The organism is Metasolibacillus sp. FSL H7-0170, from assembly GCF_038593115.1.
GTDB classification, from domain to species: Bacteria; Bacillota; Bacilli; order Bacillales_A; family Planococcaceae; genus Metasolibacillus; species Metasolibacillus fluoroglycofenilyticus.
This window is the reverse complement of record NZ_CP151964.1, coordinates 769,985-794,352: the sequence shown is the minus strand read 5'-3', so window position 1 is coordinate 794,352 and position 24,368 is coordinate 769,985. Positions and strand designations below refer to the sequence as shown.

The 24,368-nt window shown below is 37.9% G+C and carries 23 protein-coding genes; 16 read left to right on the top strand and 7 right to left on the bottom strand.

Going from position 1 to position 24,368, the window contains the following annotated elements; genetic code table 11:
• Positions 1-143 precede the first annotated feature (143 nt).
• From accB to MHH70_RS03660, 5 genes are all read left to right on the top strand, one after another.
• Entirely contained in the window at positions 144-638 is a 495-nt protein-coding gene (accB, locus tag MHH70_RS03680) for an acetyl-CoA carboxylase biotin carboxyl carrier protein (protein ID WP_342472582.1), read from the top strand.
• 14 nt (positions 639-652) lie between these two features.
• On the top strand, positions 653-2,014 hold the full coding sequence (accC, locus tag MHH70_RS03675) for an acetyl-CoA carboxylase biotin carboxylase subunit (protein ID WP_066163656.1): 1,362 nt from the start codon (positions 653-655) through the stop codon (positions 2,012-2,014).
• A 155-nt stretch (positions 2,015-2,169) separates the two neighbouring features.
• A complete protein-coding gene (locus tag MHH70_RS03670; protein ID WP_342472581.1) occupies positions 2,170-2,319 on the top strand; it encodes a hypothetical protein in 150 nt (49 codons plus the stop codon).
• Positions 2,320-2,375: 56 nt separating this feature from the next.
• Entirely contained in the window at positions 2,376-2,798 is a 423-nt protein-coding gene (locus MHH70_RS03665; protein WP_342472580.1) for a hypothetical protein, read from the top strand.
• 252 nt (positions 2,799-3,050) lie between these two features.
• Entirely contained in the window at positions 3,051-3,458 is a 408-nt protein-coding gene (locus tag MHH70_RS03660) for an Asp23/Gls24 family envelope stress response protein (protein ID WP_066163653.1), read from the top strand.
• 214 nt (positions 3,459-3,672) lie between these two features.
• Here the strand turns inward: MHH70_RS03660 and MHH70_RS03655 are convergent, their stop codons facing one another.
• A complete protein-coding gene (locus MHH70_RS03655; protein WP_342472579.1) occupies positions 3,673-4,431 on the bottom strand; it encodes an SDR family oxidoreductase in 759 nt (252 codons plus the stop codon).
• A 164-nt stretch (positions 4,432-4,595) separates the two neighbouring features.
• Between MHH70_RS03655 and MHH70_RS03650 the strand changes: the two genes are divergently transcribed.
• From MHH70_RS03650 to MHH70_RS03630, 5 genes are all read left to right on the top strand, one after another.
• Positions 4,596-5,156, top strand: a complete 561-nt coding sequence (locus tag MHH70_RS03650) for a TetR-like C-terminal domain-containing protein (protein ID WP_342472578.1) — start codon at positions 4,596-4,598, stop codon at positions 5,154-5,156.
• Positions 5,157-5,198: 42 nt separating this feature from the next.
• Positions 5,199-5,705, top strand: coding sequence for an RNA polymerase sigma factor (locus MHH70_RS03645; RefSeq protein ID WP_342472577.1), 507 nt, complete (start codon positions 5,199-5,201; stop codon positions 5,703-5,705).
• On the top strand, positions 5,692-6,627 hold the full coding sequence (locus MHH70_RS03640) for a hypothetical protein (protein WP_342472576.1): 936 nt from the start codon (positions 5,692-5,694) through the stop codon (positions 6,625-6,627). Before MHH70_RS03645 ends, MHH70_RS03640 begins: the two co-directional genes overlap by 14 nt.
• 55 nt (positions 6,628-6,682) lie before the next feature.
• Positions 6,683-8,182 (top strand): carboxypeptidase M32, encoded by a 1,500-nt coding sequence (locus MHH70_RS03635; RefSeq protein WP_342472575.1) that lies wholly within the window; start codon positions 6,683-6,685, stop codon positions 8,180-8,182.
• Positions 8,183-8,392: 210 nt separating this feature from the next.
• Positions 8,393-10,321 carry a TaqI-like C-terminal specificity domain-containing protein gene (locus tag MHH70_RS03630; RefSeq protein ID WP_342472574.1) on the top strand — a complete coding sequence of 643 codons (1,929 nt, stop codon included), beginning with the start codon at positions 8,393-8,395 and terminating at the stop codon, positions 10,319-10,321.
• Position 10,322: 1 nt separating this feature from the next.
• Here MHH70_RS03630 and MHH70_RS03625 read toward each other — a convergent pair whose 3' ends face one another.
• Positions 10,323-11,009, bottom strand: coding sequence for a hypothetical protein (locus MHH70_RS03625; protein WP_107942569.1), 687 nt, complete (start codon positions 11,007-11,009; stop codon positions 10,323-10,325).
• A 4-nt stretch (positions 11,010-11,013) separates the two neighbouring features.
• Positions 11,014-11,238, bottom strand: a complete 225-nt coding sequence (locus tag MHH70_RS03620; protein WP_066163636.1) for a helix-turn-helix transcriptional regulator — start codon at positions 11,236-11,238, stop codon at positions 11,014-11,016.
• Positions 11,239-11,481: 243 nt separating this feature from the next.
• On the opposite strand from MHH70_RS03620, the gene MHH70_RS03615 reads away from it, so the two are divergent.
• Entirely contained in the window at positions 11,482-12,036 is a 555-nt protein-coding gene (locus tag MHH70_RS03615) for a hypothetical protein (RefSeq protein WP_342472573.1), read from the top strand.
• 182 nt (positions 12,037-12,218) lie between these two features.
• On the opposite strand, the gene MHH70_RS03610 is transcribed toward MHH70_RS03615, so the two are convergent.
• The 4 genes from MHH70_RS03610 to MHH70_RS03595 all read right to left on the bottom strand — a co-directional run bounded on the left by MHH70_RS03610 (position 12,219) and on the right by MHH70_RS03595 (position 15,189).
• The gene (locus MHH70_RS03610) at positions 12,219-13,886 is read right to left on the bottom strand and encodes a cbb3-type cytochrome c oxidase subunit I (RefSeq protein WP_154098159.1); all 1,668 of its coding nucleotides are present in this window, start codon (positions 13,884-13,886) and stop codon (positions 12,219-12,221) included.
• A complete protein-coding gene (locus MHH70_RS03605) occupies positions 13,864-14,364 on the bottom strand; it encodes a cytochrome c oxidase subunit II (protein WP_066163632.1) in 501 nt (166 codons plus the stop codon). Before MHH70_RS03605 ends, MHH70_RS03610 begins: the two co-directional genes overlap by 23 nt.
• A gap of 30 nt (positions 14,365-14,394) precedes the next feature.
• Complete coding sequence (locus MHH70_RS03600; RefSeq protein ID WP_342472572.1) at positions 14,395-14,520, bottom strand: hypothetical protein; 126 nt, start codon at positions 14,518-14,520, stop codon at positions 14,395-14,397.
• A 210-nt stretch (positions 14,521-14,730) separates the two neighbouring features.
• Entirely contained in the window at positions 14,731-15,189 is a 459-nt protein-coding gene (locus tag MHH70_RS03595) for a chemotaxis protein CheX (protein WP_066163629.1), read from the bottom strand.
• A gap of 535 nt (positions 15,190-15,724) precedes the next feature.
• Here MHH70_RS03595 and MHH70_RS03590 point away from each other — a divergent pair.
• The 5 genes from MHH70_RS03590 (at position 15,725) to MHH70_RS03570 (ending at position 24,220) form a co-directional block, all read left to right on the top strand.
• The gene (locus tag MHH70_RS03590; protein ID WP_342472571.1) at positions 15,725-19,333 is read left to right on the top strand and encodes a dynamin family protein; all 3,609 of its coding nucleotides are present in this window, start codon (positions 15,725-15,727) and stop codon (positions 19,331-19,333) included.
• A 248-nt stretch (positions 19,334-19,581) separates the two neighbouring features.
• The gene (locus MHH70_RS03585) at positions 19,582-20,388 is read left to right on the top strand and encodes a sulfurtransferase (protein ID WP_107942573.1); all 807 of its coding nucleotides are present in this window, start codon (positions 19,582-19,584) and stop codon (positions 20,386-20,388) included.
• A gap of 103 nt (positions 20,389-20,491) precedes the next feature.
• The gene (locus MHH70_RS03580; RefSeq protein WP_342472570.1) at positions 20,492-21,301 is read left to right on the top strand and encodes an MBL fold metallo-hydrolase; all 810 of its coding nucleotides are present in this window, start codon (positions 20,492-20,494) and stop codon (positions 21,299-21,301) included.
• A 72-nt stretch (positions 21,302-21,373) separates the two neighbouring features.
• Positions 21,374-22,816, top strand: coding sequence for a stalk domain-containing protein (locus tag MHH70_RS03575; protein ID WP_342472569.1), 1,443 nt, complete (start codon positions 21,374-21,376; stop codon positions 22,814-22,816).
• A gap of 285 nt (positions 22,817-23,101) precedes the next feature.
• The gene (locus tag MHH70_RS03570; RefSeq protein ID WP_342472568.1) at positions 23,102-24,220 is read left to right on the top strand and encodes an FAD-binding oxidoreductase; all 1,119 of its coding nucleotides are present in this window, start codon (positions 23,102-23,104) and stop codon (positions 24,218-24,220) included.
• Positions 24,221-24,368 lie beyond the last annotated feature (148 nt).

The window sequence follows — 24,368 nt, the reverse complement described above, 5'->3', positions numbered from 1 at the left end:
TCGGAAAAAACAGTAATTTTGTCTTAGATGTGCTGTGTTACGCTAGTTTCTTGGAAATTTACAAATAACTATTTCAAAATGTCCTAATAAATTATAAAATAGTTATCGTAGTTATAATATTAAGCAATAAGGGAGAGTTTATAATGTTCAAAATTCAAGAGATTCGCGAAATTATTAAACTAGTAGATGCTTCATCAATTGACGAGTTCGTATATGAAGAAAACGGAGCAAAAGTAAAACTAAAGAAAAAAGGCAATGTAACAGAAGTTATCGCACCGAAAGAAATAGTTGCGGCTGTAGCACCAGCAGCACCAGTTGTAGAGGCGGCACCAGCACCTGTAGCAACTCCAGCAGCATCAGCGCCTGTTGAAAAAACACCTGTAAAGGAAGATACTGAGCTACACAAAATTACTTCACCGATGGTTGGTACGTTCTATCAAGCGCCAAATCCAGAAGCAGCGCCATATGTAAAAGTAGGGGATAAAGTAGGCGAAGAGTCAATCGTATGTATCGTTGAAGCGATGAAATTATTCAACGAAATCGAAGCTGAAGTGAAGGGCGAAATTGTTGAAATTCTTGTAAAAGATGGCCAGTTAGTTGAATATGGTCAACCATTGTTCTTAGTAAAAGCTGAATAAGAGGGGTGCTTTTCATGAAAAAAGTATTAATTGCCAATCGTGGCGAAATTGCAGTGCGTATTATTCGTGCATGTAAAGAGTTAGGTATTGAAACAGTTGCGGTTTATTCTGAGGCTGACGCAGAGGCGTTACATGTGAAGCTAGCGGACGAAGCATATTGCATTGGTCCACGTTTATCTAAAGATTCTTATTTGAGCTTCCCGGCAATACTTGGCGTAGCGCAAAAAACAGGTGCAGATGGCATCCATCCAGGCTACGGCTTCGTAGCGGAAAATGCCGATTTCGCAGAAGCATGTGAAAATGCAGGCATTAAATTTATTGGTCCATCTTCTGATTCAATTAAAATTATGGGTATTAAAGATGTGGCACGTGCAACGATGGAGAAGGCTGATGTACCACTTGTACCGGGAACAGGTATCGTACCAGATATCGAAACAGGTAAGGAATGGGCTGCTAAAATCGGCTATCCTGTTATTATTAAAGCAACAGCAGGTGGTGGCGGTAAAGGTATTCGCGTCGCTCGCACAGAGGAAGAGCTTGTAAAAGGAATTGATATTACACAAAAAGAGGCTGCTGCAGCATTCGGCAACCCAGGTGTTTATTTAGAGAAATTTATTGAATATTTCCGTCACTGTGAAATTCAAGTGTTAGCGGATGGACATGGCAACGTGGTGCACTTAGGCGAGCGTGATTGCACTGTGCAACGCCGCATGCAAAAATTAGTAGAAGAAGCGCCATCACCAGCATTATCTGAGGAACGCCGCGCAGAAATGGGTGAAGCAGCGGTCAAAGCAGCAAAAGCATGTAACTATGAGGGCGCAGGCACAATCGAATTTATTTACGATTACCAAGCAGATAAATTCTATTTCATGGAAATGAACACGCGTATTCAAGTAGAGCACCCAGTAACAGAAATGATTACAGGTGTTGACCTTGTTCAACAACAACTAAAAATTGCCGCTGGTGAGAAATTGCCGTTCAAACAAGAGGATATCAAAATTAATGGTTGGTCAATTGAATGCCGTATCAATGCTGAAAACGCATACAAAAACTTTATGCCATCTGCCGGTAAAGTAACAGACTATTTAGCACCAGGTGGCTACGGTGTACGCGTAGACTCAGCTGTTTACCCAGGCTACACAATTCCACCATACTACGATTCAATGGTAGCAAAACTAATCGTTCACGCGGATACTCGTGAGGAAGCAATCGCTAAAATGAACCGCGCATTAAGCGAGTTCATGGTAGAAGGTGTTCATACAACAATCCCATTCCACCAAGCTTTGATGAACAACGATGTTTTCAAATCAGCGAAATTCAATACGAAGTTCTTGGAAGAGAATGATGTGTTGGGTGTGGCTGAGAAGGCGAAGTAAGTGTTTGGGGAATAAAGCTTGAAATAAAATAAATCGGAATATCCGAAATTTTTTACCTCTAACTAAATTTATTTAGGTTGGAGGTTTTTTATTATATTATGTAGTTTAATAAAAAAATGTAATCGTATTGTATATGACAATGAAGAGTGTTTTCTATGAAAAAGTTAAAGGAGAAAAAGGTGAACTATTTATATAACAAAGAACAAAAATTACAAGAAAAATTTAATGATTTTATAAGTACAAAAATCACAAATGAGAGTAGAGATTACTACTCAGAACTAAGTATAGAAGATTTTTTGAGCTAAAAACTACCTTGCAAGATATTAATAATATCATCACATACAAAACAACGGTTAATTTTATGAATTGGTTGAATGATACTTTTCCAATTTTAGCGCCATATTATGAGAGTTCATTAGAACAAGTATTAGCTACTAAGCCTAGCGATAATGGGTTTGATATAGTAGTAAATGGAGAAATGAAAATTTTAGCAGAAGTGAAATGTAATAAACCAATTAACAACGGGTTTAAATTTGGTTCAGCACAACGCAATGGTATTATCAAGGATATTAAGTGTTTATTAGAAGGAAAACCGAAGATGAAATCAATTGACGTTAAAAAGTATTATAAGTTCTTGGTAATATATGATTTTGGAGAATATACTTTGAAAGCAACAGAGCATCTACTGAAGAATTTACAAAATGAATACAAAAGAAAAGTTAAAATTTTTGAATATGAGAATGCAATGGAATTGGATATGGTATATATAGTGTTTATAAAATAAAACTTACTATTACATTAAAGGTAAATTTATGTTTCCGTTTTCTATAAATCCCTTATTATTTGACCGAGCAGCCCCTTTGAAGAAACATCACTGCCAGCATCCCCAAAAACGGCAACTGCACGGCCTTTGGGATGCCCCACAAAATTGCTATGCAATTGCTAAGCATTTTCCATAAGGAATGTAGTATAATATAAAAAGTGGAAGATGGCTATAGTTAAGTAGCAATGCGAGAGAAAGAGAGGATGGCTGAACATGGCTGAAAAACAACCAACATCATTTGTACAACCAACGCCGACAGGAAAAGAAGAGCTAGGGCAAATTGAGGTAGCGCCTGAGGTAATTGAGGTTATAGCGGGTATTGCTGCAACAGAGGTAGAAGGTGTAGCTGCGACGCGCGGAAATTTTGCATCGGGTGTGGTAGAAAAATTCGGTAAAAAAGTGCATTCAAAAGGTATCAAATCTGCGATGTCGGAGGATGGTCGTATTGTTATTGATGTATTTTGCTCAGTGAAATATGGCTTTACAGTACCTAAAGTAGCTAAAGATATTCAAGCATCAATTCGCCAAGCGATTTTTAATATGACAGCAATTGAGACGAGCGAAGTGAATGTGCATATTACAGCAATCCAATTTGATAATGCTAGTGCAAATAAGGCTTAATCAAAAAAGCTATCTGAAAGTAGTGTAAGGTAATGGCACGCTGTCAGATAGCTTTTTTTGTCAATTAGACGGTGTAATAAAAATTGCGGTAGCGCCCAAGAAAACCTGCTTAACAGGCATTTTGAACGCTACCGATATTATAAATAGCGATGATTTTAATAAAACATCACCGAAACGTCTGGAAAGCAGTCTTTAAAACTGCCTTTTGTACGTCTTAATAAGCTGTCCAGCCGCCGTCAGCTGCGATGACTTGACCATTGATAAAGCTTGCATCGTCAGAGCCTAAAAATACGGCTAATGCAGCGATTTCTGAAGGTTGGCCAATGCGAGGATTAATAGCCATACCAAGCTGTTGACGCTGCATACCTGTTTGGCTAACGCTCGTCATGGAAGAAGCGATATTTGTTGCTACACCTCCTGGTGCGATGCCGTTGCAGCGAATGTTTTTGTCGGCATACATAAAGGCTGTATTTTTCGTAAGCCCGACTACTGCGTGCTTAGAAGCAGTGTATGCTGCCCCTGCACGTGCCCCGTATAAGCCCCCCGCTGAAATATTATTCACAAATACCCCGTGACCTTGCTTGAGGAAAATATCAGTTGCAAGTCGCATCGCCTGCATAACCGCTGTCGTGTTGACAGCGAATACTTTTGCCCAACGTTCATTTACGACCTCACCAACAGGCTCCATTCCATCCATAATGCCGGCATTGTTGACTAAAATATCAAGCTGACCGTATGTTTCTATTGCTTTATCGAATAAGCGTTGTAAATCTTCTTCAGAAGTGACATCTGTGTTAATCGCAAAAGCTTCGCCGCCCACCGCTTTAATTTGTGCTACGACTTCTTCAGCACCTGCCAAATTCAAGTCAGAAACGACTACCTTTGCGCCTTCCTTCGCATAGCTCTCAGCAATTGCTAAACCCATGCCTGATGCTGCCCCTGTAACGATTGCTACTTTTCCTTGTAATTTCATGTCTAATTCCTCCTAATGTTAGATGAGTGGATAAACAAAAAATATTGAACATCTGTTCATTAAAAATTATAATCTATAGGTGATAACGCTTTCAATACGCAATAAAACGTAGGATGTTCATTAAGCGACGTTTTATGAAAAAATGTTGAATAGGAGTGTTGGAAATGTCAGTGGATTTGCGAATTATTAAAACGAAAGAGCGGCTGCATGAATCATTAATCGCATTATTAAAAGAAATGCCACTTGAGAAAATAAAAATATCGGTGCTGTGCCAAAGAGCACAAATTAATCGTGGGACATTTTATTTGCACTATGAAAGTGTAGATGCTCTTTTTGCTGATTTTTTTGAGCAAATCATTGCCGATTTGCGGGAAGCTTATTTAGAGCCGTTGCGTACAAAATCACAGTTGAAAATAAAAGAGCTTGACCCGAAAACGGTTCGCATTTTTCATCATATTAAAAAATATGAAAGCTTTTATCGAATCGTATTTTCTAAAAATGTGCCACTAGCTTATTATTATATGCTGCTAGAGCAAATTACATTAAATTTGCAGCAAAGCACGAACGTCTCTAGCTATGATGAGGCGCTGCGTGAATATTTCGTTACATATCAAGCAAATGCCATTATAGGCTTAGCAGTAAAGTGGGCACAGCGTGATTTTCAGGAAACGGCTGAGGAATTAAGCGAGATTCTCGTAAAAATTTTACGCAGTAAAAGTGAGTAAAATTTTTATGTCATCCGTCTAATTAAATAAGGGGGGATGCGCATGCTTCGTATTGAGGAGCACTACGATACATATAGCGAGGAAATATTTCAATTTATTTATTTTTTAGTCGGCCATAAGGAAACAGCTGAAGATTTGACACAGGATACATTTGTTAAAGCATTGAAAAGTAGCATCACCTTTCGCGGGGATGCCAATATTAAAACATGGCTTGTTACCATTGCGCGTAATAGCGTTTACGATTACTATAGGCGCAAACGTTTGATTCAGTTTATTCCGTTTATTGTAAACTATGAAGGAACCGAGGAAACATATACACCGGAGGCTTGGTTGCTGAAGCAAGCGGCTGATGCCGAGCTATATGCTGCACTAGGGCAATTAAAATTAGCGTATAGGGAATGCATTGTTCTACGGAAAATTGAAGGTTACTCCATCAAAGAAACAGCAAAAATTTTAAGGTGCAGTGAAACACAAGTGCGCAATCGGACAGAGCGCGGCATGAAGGCATTACAAAAGCTGCTTGGGGGTGAAATAGATGAAATTAGATGAACGTTTGCAGCAAATAACGAGAGTGGAATGGGATGAAAAGCAGCGCCAACGGCAAAAGGAATCTATTAAAGCACAGCATTTGCGAACAACTCGCAAGCAATTATTCGCGCGTCAATTGGCGATTGCCTCCATTGCCTGTATTTTATTGCTGTTCTATTTCATTGATGTAAAACATGAGGAGCAAGTGCAACAGCAAATACAGTTAACGGATGAATTACAGCAATTAACAGTGCTATCTACAACGAAGCCCGAGCGTAATTTGAATTTGAATTCAGTTATGTATATGAATAAAAGGTCGACGAATGACCCTCAGCTATTGAAAGATTTTCAACGCATTATAACAGATGTGACGGTTATTGAGCAGGCTTGGGATGGGCAACTGCCCCAGCAAATACAATTGTATCAGCTACTTTTGACCTTTCAAAACGGTCAGCAGCTTTATTTAAAGTTTGCTAGCAACTATGGGGAGCGTTTTGAATTATACGACGTTTATGGTGGCAAGAAATATGTATTAACGAATGAAGAGGATGTGTCCGCTCTTTATATATTATTTGAGAGAATTTTGAATCAAACGGTATCGACTAGTTGGAAAAAATACGCGTGGATTGCCTTTTTCAGCATATTAATTATTGATGCCGCCTTCATTAGTAAAAATCGCTATACTCGAGATGAGGATGGTAAAAAGAAAAGCTTACATTGGTCATGGAAAATCATGTATTCCGTTATTTTTGTGACCCCTTTAATTGTTTCTAGCTACTATTTAGGGACGGTGCATATTGGTTTGATTGCTGGTGGCTTAGTACTATCATTATTATTAGCTGAGTATTTTGAGGTGAAAAAAGGAATTAAGCGTGCGAATTGGCTTTGGGCGTTCATGACAATGTTTTTTGTCATATCGGCGATTGTACTTATCTTAATTTGATGCTTTCATTCCGAATCTCGAACTAATATAATAGAGAGGAAAGGGAGGCTTACAAATGACAGTTGAACAACAATTTGTAGATTATGTGAAGAAAATGCAAAACTATGGTGAGGCGTTGTCTGTAATTTATTGGGATATGCGCACAGGTGCACCGAAAAAGGGGTTAGCGCAGCGAGCAGAGGTTGTCGGGACATTATCTGCGGAGCTATTTGCATTGCAAACAGCAGAAGAGCTAGGCAATATGCTTGCAGAGCTCGAAGCAAAGCAAAATGAGCTTGATTTTGTGACAAAGCGTTTGTTTGAAGAAGTGAAAAAAGATTACGATGAATCTAAGAAAATTCCTGCTGCTGAGTATAAGGAATATGTGATTTTGCAGGCAAAGGCAGAAAATGCATGGGAAGAGGCAAAAGCAAAATCTGATTTCTCTTTATTCTTACCGCATTTAAAAGACATTGTAGCTTATCAAAAGAAATTTATTGGTTATTGGGGCATTAAAAATGGCTCAGCTTACAACACATTGCTAGATAAATATGAGCCAGACATGACGACAGATATTTTAGACAAAGTGTTTGGTGAGCTACGCGAAACGATTGTGCCATTAGTTCAGGCGATTCAAGCATCTCCAAATAAACCAGATACAGCGATGCTCTTTAAGCACTTCCCGAAAGAGGGACAACGTGCAGCATCATTAGAATTATTGGAAAAGCTAGGCTATGATTTTGATGCAGGACGCTTAGATGAAACGGTGCATCCATTTATGATCGGTCTGAATAGTGGTGATATTCGTGTGACAACAAAGTATGATGAAAATGATTTCCGCTCTGCTGTTTTTGGAACAATTCATGAATGTGGTCATGCTTTATACGAGCAAAATATTGATCCAAAACTAATGGGCTTACCACTCGCTAGCGGTACATCAATGGGGATACATGAATCACAATCGCTATTTTATGAAAATTTCGTAGGACGCAATGTAGACTTCTGGAAGCGTCATTTTGAAGTGCTACAAAGGCATTCACCAGCTCAATTTGGTGATGTAGCGGTAGAAGATTTCTTAGCGGCAATTAATTTTGTAGAGCCTTCATTAATTCGTATTGAAGCAGACGAGCTAACATATCCATTGCATATTATGATTCGCTATGAAATCGAGCGAGAGCTATTTAACGGCGATTTGCAAGTGGAAGATTTACCACAAGTATGGAACGATAAGTACGAGGAATATTTAGGTGTTCGCCCAGCAAATGATGCAGAAGGTGTGTTACAGGATACACATTGGAGCGGCGGCAGCTTTGGTTACTTCCCATCCTATGCATTAGGCTATATGTACGCTGCTCAATGGAAGCATGCGATGGATAAGGATATACCAAACTTTGATGAGCTATGCGGGAAAGGCGAGCTATTACCAATCCGTGAATGGTTAACAGACAAGGTGCATCAATATGGTGCGCTGAAAAAGCCTTTTGAGCTATTATATGAAGCGACAGGTGAAGGCTTAAATGCACAATATTTAGCAGATTATTTAAAAGAAAAATATACAAAGCTTTACCAGCTATAATAATAAAAGAGGCGTTCGGAAAATCATTTTCCGATGCCTCTTTTCTATTCCATTAGCACAATAAAAACCTTATTGCTTAAAGCTTCAGTTTATTTCAACATGTTTTTTTAGTTGGATATACTGTATGATAAAAATGTTGACTGTCAAATTAAACTAGCATATCATTAACGTGACTTATAATCTACATTGAAAGTAAGGGGTCTATAAAAAATGGTAGTACAAGAGAAAGAATTGGAATCAAGGATTATGGATTCTTTAAAGTTTAAAAAAGTGTTTAATGAATATTATGCGTTTTTTAAACATACGAAATCAGTAAATATAGTTTCATTATTACCTACAAATATAGTTTTGGACGATTCGCAAACAACTTCAGATAAAAATATTTTAGAGTTTTTCATACGAATTTCATTAGAAATTAATTCTACCTATACTATTGATGAATTAAAGCAAAAAGGGCAATTTTTCACAAGCAATATAGATGTTGTAAAGCTAATAATCAATAATATAATTGATTTTAAATCTGATTCGATTATTGATAAGAAAATTCTTGAACCTTCGTGTGGTACAGGAATTTTCATACTGATGATTATTCAAAGCCTATTTGATAATGGCTACTCGAAAAATGAAATTATAAAATTTGTGAATAACAATATTATTGGTTTCGATATTTCAAATGAAATGGTTTTTTTCACAAAGCTTAATATTTATTGTTTGATGTCATATTTATTTGAAGATTCGAAGCTAATAAACGAATTAAATCCGAAAGTTTTTGTAACTGATACAACTTTTAAGCCTGAAAATAAAATTGAACAGATGGAGATGTTTAATAGTAATTTATATTTTGTAGAAACAGAAGAGGCTAAAAATATTAAAATTAATTGTCTTGCTGATGATGCTTATAAATTTGATTATGTTTTAGGAAATCCACCGTATATTACATTATATGGTAGGAGAAGTGTGAAAAAATCAGAAGAAAAAAGAAATTATTATATTGATAATTATAAATTTGTCCCATCTCATGTGAAGAATGGTAAGTTTAATATGACGATGTTTTTCTTTGAACAATCAATAGACTGGTTAAAGGAAAATGGCTCTATATCATTTATTGTTGATGTCAGTTTATTTGAAACAGCGTATAAATATTTGAGAAAATACATTATAGAAAAGACTAAAATAAAATATTTAATAATTGATTTATCGACATTCGATGGCGTAGGAAGCGGACAAGTGATAATATCTTTACAAAAAAATAGCAATTTAGCTGAAAACCTAGAAAATAAAGTTACTGTTTTAAATTACGAAACAGGCGAAAAACAAATAATACTTCAGAAAAATTGGTATGAAGAGGAAGAGAATAAATTTTCAATTATCGATCATCGGGCTAGTGAAATTTTAAAGAAGATAGAGGAGAAGTCCGTGCCACTCCTCTCTATTTTCCCCGGTAAATCATTGAGAACGTGTACAATGTTATTGGATATGGAGGATAGATTTACCTATAAGGAAAAAATTGAAACACCTCATGAAATTATGCCTTATTATGTAGGTTCAAAGAGCTTAAAAGGACCCTTTAGCGAACTTAGCTTTGATAAATATTTCGTGTATAACAAACCGTTACAAGACAGAATCAATGATGAATTAAAAGAACAGCTTGAGAAACAAGGAATTAAAAATAAGAAAAGAATTGGGTTGGGCCAGATAGAAGTATATAAATCACCTAAAATTTTTATTAGGCAATCTGCAAAGCAATTAATTGCAACATTATCCTTTGAAACAGCAGCTGCAAATAATAGTCTATACTGCTTATCTGAGATGAAGGATGATGAAATCTCAGTAAATAAATTAAAAGTTACTTGCGCTCAACTCAATTCCACTATACTTACTTTTTACTCTTTATGTAAAAGAATTATTCGAATTTCAAAAGGGAAACAACCGCAAATTAAGGTTGGTGATTTGAAACAAATTCGACTAACCTTTGACGAAAACATTGTGAATCAACTTTTAGAAATTACCGATGAAATCATTTCAAATACGATTGAAACATCACTTGGTATAGAGCAAATTAACAATGTACTTTTTGATTACTACGGAATAAATGAGGCTGAGAAAAAGTTTATCTTTGAGCATATTGAAATGTATTAAACTACTGTTTTTCCGAGTCCCTATTCGAATTGATAAGTTGGATATAAATATCATCTAGCTTATCAATTTTTTGATTTAAGGCAATGATATTTCTATTATAACTTTCCCTATGCTTTTGGATTAATAATTCAATAAATTGTTCTCTCGTTCTATATTCAGGTTCAGCAGACATATTCACTTGCAGCTGTGGTTTAGGGTTTAATCGAAAAGTATGGTTGACATCTTTCAATGGATAAACCTTTGTATATTTCCCGGAGTGTTCGACGAACTTTAATCCTTCACCATCTTCCTCATAGTAGGCTAGCACAAATATTAAATAGAAATGCCCTTCCTTAATAAATTTAATTACTTTATTTGGCGTTCCAATATCAGGATTACTATCTAATGAAGATGTTTTAAAAGCTTTAAAGTCTATCCAAATTAGCTCTTTTCTTCCCATATAATCAAAATAACATTTGGCGTCATATGGATTTTTAGTTGCTCCTCTAGGTGCTTGTTCGGCATCAGTTAAATACGGATGATTATTGTTATTAATAGAAATCACAAAGTGTTCCTCTAAATAATCGCTTATTTCAGCACCAGCCCTTGCTTTTGCACGGATATTTAAGTGTAGGTTAGATTGTATAATTTTTTCAACTTCTTGCTCTATGCTTTTACATAATTGTTTTTCATATGCTTTAAAATCCACTATTTTATTCCCCCTTAAAAAAATTAGTATTGAAGAATTCATAAATATTCATATCAAAACCATTGGCGATTTTTTCTAAAGTTTCTATTGTCACATTTCTTCTTCCATTCTCCACACTATTTATATATGTTCTATCTAGACCCGTTTTATATGCTAAGCCTTCTTGACTAATTTCATTTTGCTTTCTTAATTCCTTGATTCTCAGCCCAATTTTATCTTTAATATTCATTTAACCCATCCTTTATGCAAATCTTACCAAGAAAATTTTAGTTAAATGTTGACTTTGAGTCAACAGACTTTGAGTCACATTCCTGAAGTTTGTGAAATAAAAAGACTGAGATTTTCTGTACGTCTAACAGATTAAACATTTAGACATGATATACCGATATGGTAAGATTATCATGTGAAATTATCGAATTATGTAACAAATAAACCTCTAAGTCGTCTACTTCTATAAAAGGAGGGAGCAGCGGTGAAATTGCTTTCAATTATAGGGTTAACAATGCTACTCACAGCTTGTGGAGTCACACAGTCGCAACAGGAGGAGCCATCCATGTCAATCTTCAATCAAGCAACAGCGCAAGTAGAGGAGGAGCCGTTTATATTAAAGCTCATCTCAGATAAGGAGCAATATAAAGTGGGGGAAAAATTGGCCATTCGGGCGGAGCTTATTTATGAAGGGGAGGAGTCAGCTATCAATATAGCACATGGTGGCTCGTGGTTATTTTTAGAGACGACAAATTTAACGGAAGATTATCATTTTGGTGCTGCCATGAATGAACCGCTTATTTATACAAAAATAACGAAGGGACAACCTTTAGTAGAGGATTACGGCTTTTCTGGAGGTGCGTATATAGAAGGACAGGGCGGTAAGCCGTATAGTGAGGAGCTATTTCAACAAATGGCAAAGATGAACTTTCCACCAGGACAGTATGAAATTAAAGCAATTACCCATTTTGGGATAGATGAAATAATAGGGGATATATATAAATTAGAAGCAAAAATAATTTTTGAAGTGATTGAGTAAAGAAAGCTGCTCCATTTTGCGAATGCAAATTCAATTTTCATTTGTTTACTTTAGTTCAAAAGACAATCCGCTTATTGATCCAATTTTCCAAAAAGCCCCTCTCTGACTTTAAGGGCAAACACTTTGGAGTTGTATCATCAAAAGCGTCCGTCAAGCAGTGCTTGGCGGACGCTTTTTCTACATTACCAAAGATTGTTGAAGCCTTTTGAGCCAGGTGGCGCGTTTTGAATAATATCAATGATTGGAACTGTATAAGCGAAAAGAATAATCGCTAATAAAATAACGCCCCATACTTTAAAGTTTTCAAGTATAGCAGGTGTTTTTTCTGCGCCAGGTGCTAATTCTGCAAGAGGGAAATCTTGCTCGCCCTTTGGTGCAAAAAAGGCTAACTGAATAACTAGATACGTAATTAGGATGATGGCGATAAAGAGAATCGTGCCACCAACAGCCTGGGCAATTTGGTATGGAATCCATTCCATTGCTTGTGTTGCACCACCATACTCAGAGTATTCTGAGCGGCGAGGTGCACCACCAAGTAAGCCAACAATATGCATTGCGCTCGACATGATGAACATACCTGTAGCCCATAAAATACCGACAATTACACCTAAGAAGTTTAGCTTTTTTGTTAGTACACGTCCTGTTAAGTGTGGAATTAACCAGAAGGCAACCCCGAAAAATGTTAAGGCAACAGTTGTTGCTGCTGTTAAATGGAAGTGACCAGTAATCCAAATTGTATTATGAACAAGCTGGTTCATTTGGTGTGATGCATTGACAATACCGCCTGCACCACCAGGAATGAAAGCAACCATTCCGATGAAAGGTAGTAAAAATCGACTATCCTTCCATGGCAAAGCTTTAAACCAGCCTAAAAGCCCTTTACTACCTAGCTCACGCCCGCGCAACTCGAACGTCGCAAACATGGCGAATGCTGTTAATAATGATGGCACGGTTACGAAGAATGTTAAAACAACTTGAATGAACTTCCATAGTCCATCGATACCCGGCTCTGTTAATTGGTGGTGAATACCAATTGGAACAGAGAAGATGAGAAATAGTAAAAATGCTAAGCGAGCTAATGCGTCAGAGAAAATCTTTGCACCGATAATTTTCGGTACAATTGTGTACCATGCCATATAAGCAGGTAGTAACCAGAAATACGTAAGCGCATGCCCGAAATACCAGAAAAATGTACGGCTTAAAAGCACATCTACGCGCTCAACCAAACCTAATGACCATGGTAAAAGCATGAATAATACTTCAATAGCAACGCCTAATGTTGCGACAATCCAAAGAAAGTTATTTACCGTCACCATAAATGCTAAGAGGGGAGAAGTTTCACCCTTATTCTCTTTGCGCCAAGCGAAAAAGCGCATAATTTGAGGTGCGATTAATGTCCAAGAACCTACTACTACGAATGTTAAGCCTAAATAGAAAATCCAGTGCGCTTTTAATGGTGCATAGAAAGTAAATAATACAGTGGCTTTGTTTAAAAGTACCATGACAGAAGCTGCTACAGTACCAGCAGTCATAAGCCAGAAGCCTAACCAACCAATTTTGCGTTGTCCGTCCGTAAGAGGTCCTACTGTGCGGCTAATTGCAGCGACTTGGAAGCCTAAAATAAAGAATGTTGTTAAAATAAGACCGAGTAATACACCGTGAACTGTTAAAACCTGATAATAACCAATGCCCCAAGGTAACTTAAATTGACCTGAACGAACTAATACTTGTAATAAACCAGCTAAACCGCCGACAAGCAATGCGATAAATGCAACATAAAAGTTTGCCATGGCTAACTTTGCATCGCGCGGGTCAACCTTCATAATTTTATTCACCATCGTTTGTTGCATTTGGGTCCACCACCTTTAATGTAGAATACATGAATGCATGCCCTGTACCGCAGTATTCATTACATACGATTAAGTATTCACCTGTTTTATTAACGACTGTTGTATATTCAGATATATAACCAGGTTCAAGCATCATATTAATATTTGTTCCTGCTGCTTGGAATCCATGAATAACATCCTTCGTCGTTGCGATAAATTTCACTTTTGCATTTACCGGTAATTCAATGACGCCGGGATTATAATTGAATGCTGAAGCAATTAGTACGACTTCATAATCCCAATCCTTGCCCTCAACTTTATGGACACCGGGATTGTCAAATGGCTTGAAATCTTCAACTCTCTCATAATCGATAGTTTTTTTAGAGTCATTTGGATGTGAGCCACTGTGGAAAGCACCGATACCTAAAATAATTAAGAAAGCTACTAGCGTACCAGCACCAAACACCATCCACCATTTTTCATACTTATGTAGATGCATTGTTTTCAACTCCTTTAACGTTTAATGTCTTTAAAAACGATCCATAAATAGGCTGAAGCAATAGGCCCATATTAAAATAATGATTCCGCCAAGGGTTAAGGTCATAACAAGCGTTCCTTTTAAGTTTTCTTCCGTCTTCTTCTTTTTCGCCATCATTGTCCCTCCTATTATTAGATGTATATTTCGTACTTGTTTTAATCATATAGAAAACACATACGTGACGATGTGATAAAAATCACAGTTGCTACGAAATTTTGTGAAGAAAATGTGAAGTATGAAAAGAGTAATATTTTCATAAAATGAAGGACGAGTTTTCCTCATAAAAACAGCTAGTAGGCATATGCCTACTAGCTGTTTTCGCAGTAATTATTCCTCATCATCAATTGTTAGTAAAATTGTAATGTCGCCAATACCGCCAAGTGTTGCAGGGAGACGGAAAGCATGTTGGAAACCGTAAAGTTTTGTATGACCAACCATTACTGTAGGAGGTGTGATATCTAGCTCTAAATTTTCAGTGCCTACATGTGTACAGAGATTGCCAGCAATCATATTGCCAAGCTCGCCTGTAAATGATTCTAGCATTGCCCCCTCTAGTGGCATACCAAACATAGCAGCTCCGATTGACCCAAATGCCTCAGGTGTACTATCAATAATAATACGCCCCTTTAAATCGCCAATTAAACCAATGAGTACGCCCATTTCTTGCTGTATGTATGGCTCGGTAGTAAGAGAGGGGGATTTAACATCTATGTCCATTGGTAAAATAGTTTTTAATGAGTGTATTGTCCCATTTAAAATCGTTTGTACATGCTTCGAAGTGCTCATAATATACCACATCCTTTTAGCTAATTTATTCAATAGTATCATGAAAGCATCTAAAAATATAGAATACAATGTGGATTGACGACAAAGAAAAAATATTAGTATAATAGATATGAAAATGATTCTCAGTATCAAATTAAGTGAGGTGTCCCGTATGATTTTTGCGATGACTGGCATCGTAGTTGTTGTATATGCAGCAATAGGCTCATACGTGTTAAAAAATACAATTAAATCGAGTTGACGAAAGGGGGCTGTCCGAAAAGTTTATATCTTTTCGGGCAGCCTTCTGCTTCTCCATTAAATATTTGCTAAATTCTTTGAAAAAGCATTAACGAGAGCGTCTAAATAGCAGACAGTGTACTGTTTTTTAGACATCACCCTCGTTTTTTTCAATTATATAGCGAAATTTTCGAACAAAGCGTGGTACTATATAAAGTGAAACTTCAATCGGTGCTCACACTGTTTGCAAGTAGCGTTTATGGGCGTTCATCGCGCTCAAAATGCAGAAACAATAAGAATAAAGGGGTATTACAGTATAATGGAAGTTTTTGAACAACAATTGCAGGAGCTGCTACAGCAATCAGCAATCCAATACATAATTTATAAAAATAATGAAGATATAGAGCGTATGGAGAAGCTGAATTTATTTGCACGTAAAATTTTACAAAAAGAATATGTTATCGGTTTTGCTGGACATTTCTCGGCTGGGAAGTCGAGCATGATTAATGCTTTATCAGGTGAAGATATTTTAGCAGCAAGCCCGATTCCGACAAGTGCTAATATTGTAAAAGTACATAAAGCAGAAGAAGATTATGCAATTGTTTATATGCATCACGATAAGCCAGTCAAATTTGAGGCAGGCTATGATTTTAAAACAGTAAAAGAGCTTAGCAAAAACGGAGAGCTCGTATCACAAATTGAAATTGGCCATAGCGGCTCTAATTTACCATTAGGTGTAACGGTAATGGATACGCCGGGGGTAGACTCAACAGATGATGCTCATGCGATGAGTACAGAATCAGCGCTGCATATTGCAGATATTGTTTTTTATACGATGGACTATAACCATGTCCAATCCGAGTTGAATTTCCAATTTACGAAGCAATTGATGAAATATAATCCGAATGTCTATTTAATTGTTAACCAAATCGATAAGCACCGAGATGCTGAATTATCTTTCGAGGATTTCCGTAAATCAGTTCATCAATCATTCGCAGCATGGGGCGTAGAGCCGAAAGATATTTTCTTTACTTCATTAAAGGATAAGGAGCATCCGCATAATGATTTTACAAAAGTAAAAAAAATCGTTATGGACTCGATGAAGGATTGGCAGGAGCAGCTTGTCCTGACAGCGAAAAACACGCTGCAAAAGCTACATCATGAGCACGAGGCTTTTTTAGCGCAACAAAAGGAAGAAAGCCTTGAGGAATTTGCGGAGGTGCTGCAGGCAGAAGATTGGGACACTCGCGCAGATATTTTAGAGCAATACGAATATTTAGCTCGTCAAACGACGTTATTCTCATATGAAGAATGGCAGCAAACATTTGATGAAAAGCGTAAAGATTTATTAGCAAATGTAGCTATTATTCCAGCAGATTTCCGTGAGAAGCTACGCAGCTACTTAGAGAGTAAGCAGGAAAACTTTAAAGTAGGTGGCTTATTTAGTGCGAAGCGCAAAACAGCGGAGGAACGAGAGCGTCGTATTGAAGAGGCGAATGCTGCCTACCAAGCGATAGTACAGTCGCAAATTATTGGGCATATAAAAGCATTAATGAAAGAAGCGCTAAGAAATGTTGGTGCTTTAAATGAGGAGCGTGCTACGGCCATTGACCAGCACAGCTTTGCTTTGCCATTTTCCATTATTGAGGAGCAAGTACAGTCTGGTGCACTTGTGACAGGCGATGCTTTATTGAACTTTGCCAACCGTGTGGCAGAAGCTACAAAACGATTTTTCATCCGCACAACGAATGCATGGCTTGAGGAGCAGAAGCCATTATTATCACAAGTAGCAACAGAGGCGAGTGCACCAGTGAAATTAAAAACAGCAGCACTTCAGCCGAAAGTAGATGCGATTCGTCAAATTCAGCAATTTGATGAACAGAAAGCATATAGCGATAAAGAAATGAAGCAGGCGAAAAATGAAACACGCGCATTGGCTAAATCACAAACAGCAAAATGGCAAAGCGATTTTGAACGAGCGTTAGCAGAAATTCGCCCATTTAGTGAAGAGATGTTAGCTAAAGATGAGGAACAGCAAATTGTCGAACATTTTGAGCAGCAACAAGTAGCGAACGCAAACTACCAAACAGAAGAGGTCATTAGGCAAGCATTTAAAACTGCAAATGCGATTGGTAATGTGCAAGGTTTTGCGGAAGTCGCAAGCTTCTTACAGAAAAAAGTCGAGCGTTTACAAAAGAAGGATTTTACCATTGCATTATTCGGGGCGTTTAGCGCTGGGAAATCGAGCTTTTCAAATGCGCTGATGGGCTCAAAAGTGTTGCCTGTGTCACCAAACCCAACGACAGCCGCTATTAATAAAATTCGTCCAGTAACTGCGGAGCATCCACATGAAACAGCAGATGTAAAGCTAAAAACAGCAGAGCAACTGCTAGAAGATATTCAAGGTTCGTATGCCGCGATTGGTTTAACGGTTTCCTCTTTAAAGGAAGCTTATACACGTGCTGAAGAAGGCTTGGCAGTGAAGCTAGTAGATGAACGATTGAATATTCATAAGTCATTTATTCGTGCATATGCAGAAGGCTATAACGAATTTAAAGAGCAACTTGGTCAAGTGCTACGTGTCAATCGTGAGCAGTTTGAGCAATTTGTTGCACAGGAAAATAAATCGTGCTTCGTTGATAATATTGATTTTTATTATGATTCACCAATTACTAAAATGGGTGTCACACTCGTTGATACACCTGGGGCAGATTCAATTAATGCGCGCCATACAGGTGTAGCATTCGAATATATCCGCAATGCCGATGCGATTTTATTTATTACCTATTATAATCATGCTTTTGCCAAAGCAGACCGTGAGTTTTTAATTCAGCTTGGACGTGTCAAAGATGCATTTGAGCTTGATAAAATGTTCTTTGTCGTTAATGCTATCGATTTAGCAAACACGAAAGAGGAAGAGGAAGATGTAAAAAATTATGTGCGTAGCGAATTGCAACGCTTTGGTATTCGTTTCCCTCGCCTTTATGGTGTATCGAGTTTGCAGGCATTGCGTGAAAAGCAGCAGGCACAAGACTTAGCTTCAGGTATGCCGGCGTTTGAGGAGGCATTCCAGCACTTCTTAAATGACGAATTACAAGCACTTGCGGTTCAAGCGTTGCAAGAGGAAGTCGAGAAGGCGCATGCGCGTTTACATGATTTAATCGTGCAAACGGAGGCGAATCTTTTACGTAAAGATGACCGTTTAGAGGAGCTCACACAGCTGGAGCAGCATATTGAAAAAGCATATACAAGCGTGCAAACCGCGATGTTGGAATCAGACGCAAATCAAGAGCTAGATGAGCTATTATATTATGTAATGCAGCGCGTATACTATCGTTATCCGGATTTCTTCCGCGAAAGCTATAATCCATCGCAATTTGCCGCAATGCCTGCTGCCGCTGCTTTAGAAACATCATTAAAGGAAGTGCTGCAAGCATTAAGCTTCGACTTTACACAGGAGCTACGTGTGACGAACTTCCGCTTAACGCAATTTGTTGAAAAACGCATTGCTGAGCGCTTTAAAGAGGAAGCGCGTAGCTTGAAAGAAATAAACAATAGCTTTGCCTTTCTTGCGTATGAGCCAACAAAGCCGACAATTTTAGAATTTGCCGGCCCATTTACAGAGCATAGTAAATATGCTTCTGTTAAATCGCATTTTAAAAACGTTAAAGCATTTTTCGAAAAAAATGAAAAAGAGCATTTAAAAGATGCATTAGAGCAATTAACGAAGCCTGATGCACAGTTGTATTTAGATGCCGAAAAAGCAAGATTACGTGAATGGGTAGCAGGCTATGTAGCAGATGAAGCAAATGCATTATCTCAATATATACGTGCACAGGCACTAGAGCAAATTGCTACGGAGCGCCGCCTGCTACAGGAGGAAAGTGCATTAGGCGAGTGGAAAGAGATTTACGCTCAGCTTAAATAAAGTGAAACTTCAATCAGTGGGGGGTTTTCCTCATCCCCACTGATTGTTAGTTGAACCAATCGGGCTTTTACGGGCAGTTGAACTTCCACTTAACCTTTAGTGTATTTTCAATCATTGGCATATCCCAGATTAGTGATAGCGGAACACAAGGGTTTTCACAGAATGTGAAAACCCTTGTGTGACCAATGTCGTGTTGGTCGAAAATAGATTTTACAGTCTAATAATACGGAGAAAAGGGAGAGATATTTATGGCTAAAGTATTTGTCACAGTGGATGAAATAAAGGAAGAATCGCGTTTTATTGATACGCGTTTTTCTTTGACAAATGCAGATGAAGGGCTGCAATTGTATAAAGAAGGTCATATGAACGGAGCAGTGTACTGGGATCTAAATCGTGATTTATCTGATATGACGAGTAAAGAAGGACGTCATCCAATGCCTAAAAAAGAGCAATTGCAATCATTATTTGAGCGCACTGGCTTGCGTTATGAAGATATCATCTATATTTATGACCAAGGTGGAATGCCGTTTGCGGCACGTGCTTGGTATATGTTGAAGTTTGCAGGTTTCCCAAATGTATATATTGTCAATGGTGGCTTTTCTGCATTAGCAGAGAAGTTTGAAGTAACGACAGCACAAAAAGAATATGCACAAACAACCCTAACTTTGCAATGGCAAGAGCAAATGTATGCAGCGCGTGAGGATGTGAAAAATATAGCTGACGGCAAAGAACAAGCAACATTACTTGACGCACGTGCAGCGAATCGTTATCGCGGAGAGCATGAGCCACTTGATCCAGTTGCTGGTCATATTCCAACGGCGAAAAACTTTGATTGGGAGCAGGTGAAGAAAGGCGCTTCGCTTGCCCCCACAGAAGAGCTACTTGCAAAAGTAAAAAAGGATGAGGAAGTTGTTGTATATTGCGGCTCTGGTGTCACAGCGTCACCATTATTTGCAGTACTAACAGAGGCGGGCTATGAGCAATTGCGTCTATATGTGGGTAGTTATAGTGATTGGATTACAGCCTATGAAGTAGAAACAGGGGAAAATAAGTAAGAAATGAATATAGAAGTCTTGGTTGTCTAGTGGGGAAGCCCTTTTGGACAACCGCTTCTTTTACGCTTTAAATGAATACTCATTCATAATGGGGGAGAAAAAGATGCTTTTAAAAAAACAGTTTGAGCAAGGGGAATTTAATGGCGTTACTTACGGAAATGGGACAGTAGCCCTTCAAGGCGTTCAGTTAAATGTTTATAGCTATATTGTTGATGGTATATGCATTGATACAGGGGCCTATTCTCTACGTAAGCTATTTCAGCAATTTTTTAAGGAGCAGCAGTTCGAGCAAGTTGTCTTAACGCACCATCATGAGGATCATTCAGGTAATGCTGCCTTTCTACAACAGCAAGGCTATCCTGTTTATATTGAACGAACATTGCTAAAAGAATGCGCAGAAAAAGCAGCGTATCCATTTTATCGTAAAGTATTTTGGGGGGCGCGCAAAGCGTTTCAAGCACAGCCAATTGCAAGCACATTTAGCTCGAAAACGGCTGAATGGGATGTCATTCAAACGCCGGGGCATGCGATTGACCACGTTGCATTCCTAAATAAAGAAACAGGTCAGCTATTTACGGGTGATTTATATGTGACAACAAAAACGAGACTTATTTTAAGTGATGAAAGTATACCAACAATCATTCAGTCATTGCAAAAGGTATTAGCATATGATTTTCAGGATGTTTTTTGTAGTCATGGTGGCTTATTGAAAAATGGACGTAAAGCACTGCAAGCGAAAGAGGAATATTTATTAACATTGCAAGAGAAAATACTCTCCCTACATAAGCAAGGTCTCACCGCTAGGGAAATCAATAAACAGCTATTCACGAAAAACTATCCTATTACCCGTTTTTCACGTGGTGAGTGGGATTCGCTGCATATTGTAACATCCATTTTAAAAGAAAAAAATTAAATTAAGTTTTTTGTAACCTTTTTGCGTATACTACGACTAATACTGTGAAACGTGCTTAAAGGAGAGAAATAGATGATGAAAAAAGCAATGACAATGGTACTAACAGCTACGTTAGCAACATCTGCAGTTACAGCACCCCTTGCTTTCGCGCAAGACAAAGCAGAGCCAATTTCGAATGAAGTGAAGGAAGAAGTAGCAACAAACTTCATCCAACTAAAAGGTAAATTAGGTAAAATTGAAAAACGTGATAACGGTGCTCTATTCACGACAATTGAACAAGGTGAAAACATTTTCTCATTAGTTATCCAAGAAGACACATTAGTTTTAGATAACACTGGTAAAAAAGCGGATTTAAAAGAGGGTATGTCATTTACAGCATTCGTTAATAAAAATAAGCCAATGCTTATGATTTATCCACCACAGTATAATCCAGAGGTAGTAGTCATAGAAACAAGTGATATGGGTACTGTAGAAGTAGGAATATTTGATGAAAACTTTGTCAATAAAGAAAATACATTAAAGTTAAATTTATCAGAGGAATCACAAATTACAAACTTAGCTGGTGAAAAATTAACGCAAGAGGATATCGTTGGCAAAGAAGCGATTGTTTTTTATGGTCCAGCAACATTCAGCATTCCAGCGCAAACAAGTCCGTATCATGTAGTCGTTTTAGAGACAGTAGAGGCTGAGGTTGTTCAGCCGGAGGAAGAAGTAGCAGACTTTATTGAATTTACAGGTGTCATTGGCGATATTAATACGCGTGAGAATGGTTCACAATTATTAACAAATGAAGACAAAGAAAATCCATTCAATTTAGCAATCGACGAAGACACAATTGTATTAGATAATACAGGCAAAAAAGTAGAATTGAAAAAAGGCATGAAATTTACAGCCTATGTAGATAGCAGTAAGCCGGTTATTTTAATTTATCCACCACAATATGCACCAGAAGTAATTATTGTTGAAACAGAAGAGGTAGGCTTCGTAAATGTAAGTACATTCGATGAAAACTTCATCAATAAAGAAAATACATTAAAGCTAAACATTGCGGAGGATACTGTTATCACAAACAGAGCGGGTGAAAAATTAACGCAGGCTGATGTGATTAATAAAGAGGCTGTCGTATTTTATACAATTTCAACTCGTAGCATTCCAGCTCAAACGACACCATCAAAAATAGTTGTACTTGATAGCGAGGAACAATCTACAACACCGCCGCCAATTATTGAAGTGGAAGACATCATATCAGAAATCATTGCACATGACCACTATGAAATTGCTGGTGTAAAAATGGTGCCATTACGCATTTTAGCTGAAGAACTAGGTTATACAGTGAAGTCAACTGGTAATGGGGCAATTTTAACAAAAGGTAATGCTTCATATGAAATTACGCGTGGGCAAAAGGAATATGCTCATAATCGTGCGATTAAACAACTGGAAGCAGCCCCTGCATTACTTGAGAAAAATAAAACATATGTACCACAAGCATTTATTTATAGCTTACGTGGTGAGTAAAAAACCTTTCATCTAGGGCTACCAACCACAATGAAAGGGCGAGGGCTGTCTGAAAAGGCAGCCCTTTTTTAATGCAATAAAATCTGATTTAACTTATTCATTTTAATTTAGAAAAAAAGCCATTAAACCTATATCATGTTTCCAAAGAACATCTTTTTTATTTGGATAATTACACCTTTGATGAGATACTATCGAAACGTTCAAAAAGTCGCCAAAGCACTGTTTTTTTGGACGCCTCCGAATATCTTTTTTAGTATAATAGCATTAGAAGAAAGGATGGTTGACATGGCGAAGCATTATGTAGTAATTGGCGGGGGGATTTTAGGCACATCTACTGCCCTTCATTTAGCTTTGAACAAAGCGCAAGTGACATTGATTGACCGCAACGATATTGGCAAAGCGACAAATGTAGCGGCAGGCATTATTAGTCCATGGCTATCACAGCGTCGTAATAAAGATTGGTATTTTTTGGCGAGCCACGGCGCAGCCTATTATCCACAGTTAGTTGAAACATTGGTGGATTTAGGTGAAACGGATGTTGGTTATAAGCAGGTGGGGGCATTGCATATTCATCAAGAAGAAAAGCGCATCGAGCAAATTTTAGCATTAGCAGAAAAACGTAAAATAGATGCACCTGAAATTGGTGAGACGAGCAAATTAACAGCGAGCGAAATTGAACAATTATTTCCATATATAACGGAGCCGTTATATGCAGCATACGCAGGCGGAGGTGCACGTGTGGATGGGTGCAAGCTAACGGAAGCGATGCAAAAAGCAGCCATCAAATTAGGTGCGAATTACATAGAGGGAAGTGCTTCTTTACAGATTGGGAATAGAGATGCTATTTCTGTCACTGTAAATGGCACTCATATTGCGGCAGATGAAATTATTGTAACGACAGGTGCATGGGGTAATGAAACATTACAGCCACTGCAAATTGATATGCAAGTAAAGCCACAGAAGGCACAAATTTTAGAGCTACAGCTAAAAGACAATGAGTCTGAGCATTGGCCTGTTGTGATGGCACCTTCGACATTGTATATGCTAGCATTCGAGGCTGGTCGGATGATGATTGGTACAACGCATGAGGATGATAAAGGCTTTGATGCGCGACCGACTGTAGGAGCAGCCTATGAGATGCTGGAAAAAGCCTTTCAAATAGCGCCGACTTTACAGGAAGCAATGTTTGCTGACATTAAAGTAGGATTTCGACCAGTTGTCCCAAATGCTTTGCCGGTTATAGGGAGATTACCAAATACACCAAATGTGCTTGTTGCCAATGGATTAGGTTCAAGTGGTTTAACAGTAGGACCATATTTGGGAAGAGAATTAGCGAAGCTTGCCCAAGGGCTGCCAACTGAAATTCAGGTGGAAAATTATTGTTTAGCGAATGTCCTGAAGTAGGAATGGCGTCCAAAAAGCCGTGGGGAGTGCTTTGATAAAAGAGCGAATAGGGTAAGCTTTCTATGAAAATGAGAGAAACAAAGAGGGGAGTGGTATTTCTCCTCTTGCGAAAGGGATGAAACAAAAATTTCCCTTTTGCCAATACGAT

Excerpts from the sequence above, each read along its gene's own strand:
- MHH70_RS03640 (WP_342472576.1), top strand. The coding sequence starts at position 5,692 with ATGAAATTAGATGAACGTTTGCAGCAAATAACGAGAGTGGAATGGGAT.
- MHH70_RS03590 (WP_342472571.1), top strand. The coding sequence starts at position 15,725 with ATGGAAGTTTTTGAACAACAATTGCAGGAGCTGCTACAGCAATCAGCA.
- MHH70_RS03670 (WP_342472581.1), top strand. The coding sequence starts at position 2,170 with ATGAAAAAGTTAAAGGAGAAAAAGGTGAACTATTTATATAACAAAGAA.
- MHH70_RS03610 (WP_154098159.1), bottom strand. The coding sequence starts at position 13,886 with ATGCAACAAACGATGGTGAATAAAATTATGAAGGTTGACCCGCGCGAT.
- MHH70_RS03660 (WP_066163653.1), top strand. The coding sequence starts at position 3,051 with ATGGCTGAAAAACAACCAACATCATTTGTACAACCAACGCCGACAGGA.
- MHH70_RS03630 (WP_342472574.1), top strand. The coding sequence starts at position 8,393 with ATGGTAGTACAAGAGAAAGAATTGGAATCAAGGATTATGGATTCTTTA.
- MHH70_RS03570 (WP_342472568.1), top strand. The coding sequence starts at position 23,102 with ATGGCGAAGCATTATGTAGTAATTGGCGGGGGGATTTTAGGCACATCT.
- MHH70_RS03595 (WP_066163629.1), bottom strand. The coding sequence starts at position 15,189 with ATGAGCACTTCGAAGCATGTACAAACGATTTTAAATGGGACAATACAC.
- MHH70_RS03585 (WP_107942573.1), top strand. The coding sequence starts at position 19,582 with ATGGCTAAAGTATTTGTCACAGTGGATGAAATAAAGGAAGAATCGCGT.
- accB (WP_342472582.1), top strand. The coding sequence starts at position 144 with ATGTTCAAAATTCAAGAGATTCGCGAAATTATTAAACTAGTAGATGCT.
- MHH70_RS03580 (WP_342472570.1), top strand. The coding sequence starts at position 20,492 with ATGCTTTTAAAAAAACAGTTTGAGCAAGGGGAATTTAATGGCGTTACT.
- MHH70_RS03600 (WP_342472572.1), bottom strand. The coding sequence starts at position 14,520 with ATGATGGCGAAAAAGAAGAAGACGGAAGAAAACTTAAAAGGAACGCTT.
- MHH70_RS03665 (WP_342472580.1), top strand. The coding sequence starts at position 2,376 with ATGAATTGGTTGAATGATACTTTTCCAATTTTAGCGCCATATTATGAG.
- MHH70_RS03575 (WP_342472569.1), top strand. The coding sequence starts at position 21,374 with ATGATGAAAAAAGCAATGACAATGGTACTAACAGCTACGTTAGCAACA.
- MHH70_RS03620 (WP_066163636.1), bottom strand. The coding sequence starts at position 11,238 with ATGAATATTAAAGATAAAATTGGGCTGAGAATCAAGGAATTAAGAAAG.
- MHH70_RS03605 (WP_066163632.1), bottom strand. The coding sequence starts at position 14,364 with ATGCATCTACATAAGTATGAAAAATGGTGGATGGTGTTTGGTGCTGGT.
- MHH70_RS03645 (WP_342472577.1), top strand. The coding sequence starts at position 5,199 with ATGCTTCGTATTGAGGAGCACTACGATACATATAGCGAGGAAATATTT.
- accC (WP_066163656.1), top strand. The coding sequence starts at position 653 with ATGAAAAAAGTATTAATTGCCAATCGTGGCGAAATTGCAGTGCGTATT.
- MHH70_RS03655 (WP_342472579.1), bottom strand. The coding sequence starts at position 4,431 with ATGAAATTACAAGGAAAAGTAGCAATCGTTACAGGGGCAGCATCAGGC.
- MHH70_RS03650 (WP_342472578.1), top strand. The coding sequence starts at position 4,596 with ATGTCAGTGGATTTGCGAATTATTAAAACGAAAGAGCGGCTGCATGAA.
- MHH70_RS03635 (WP_342472575.1), top strand. The coding sequence starts at position 6,683 with ATGACAGTTGAACAACAATTTGTAGATTATGTGAAGAAAATGCAAAAC.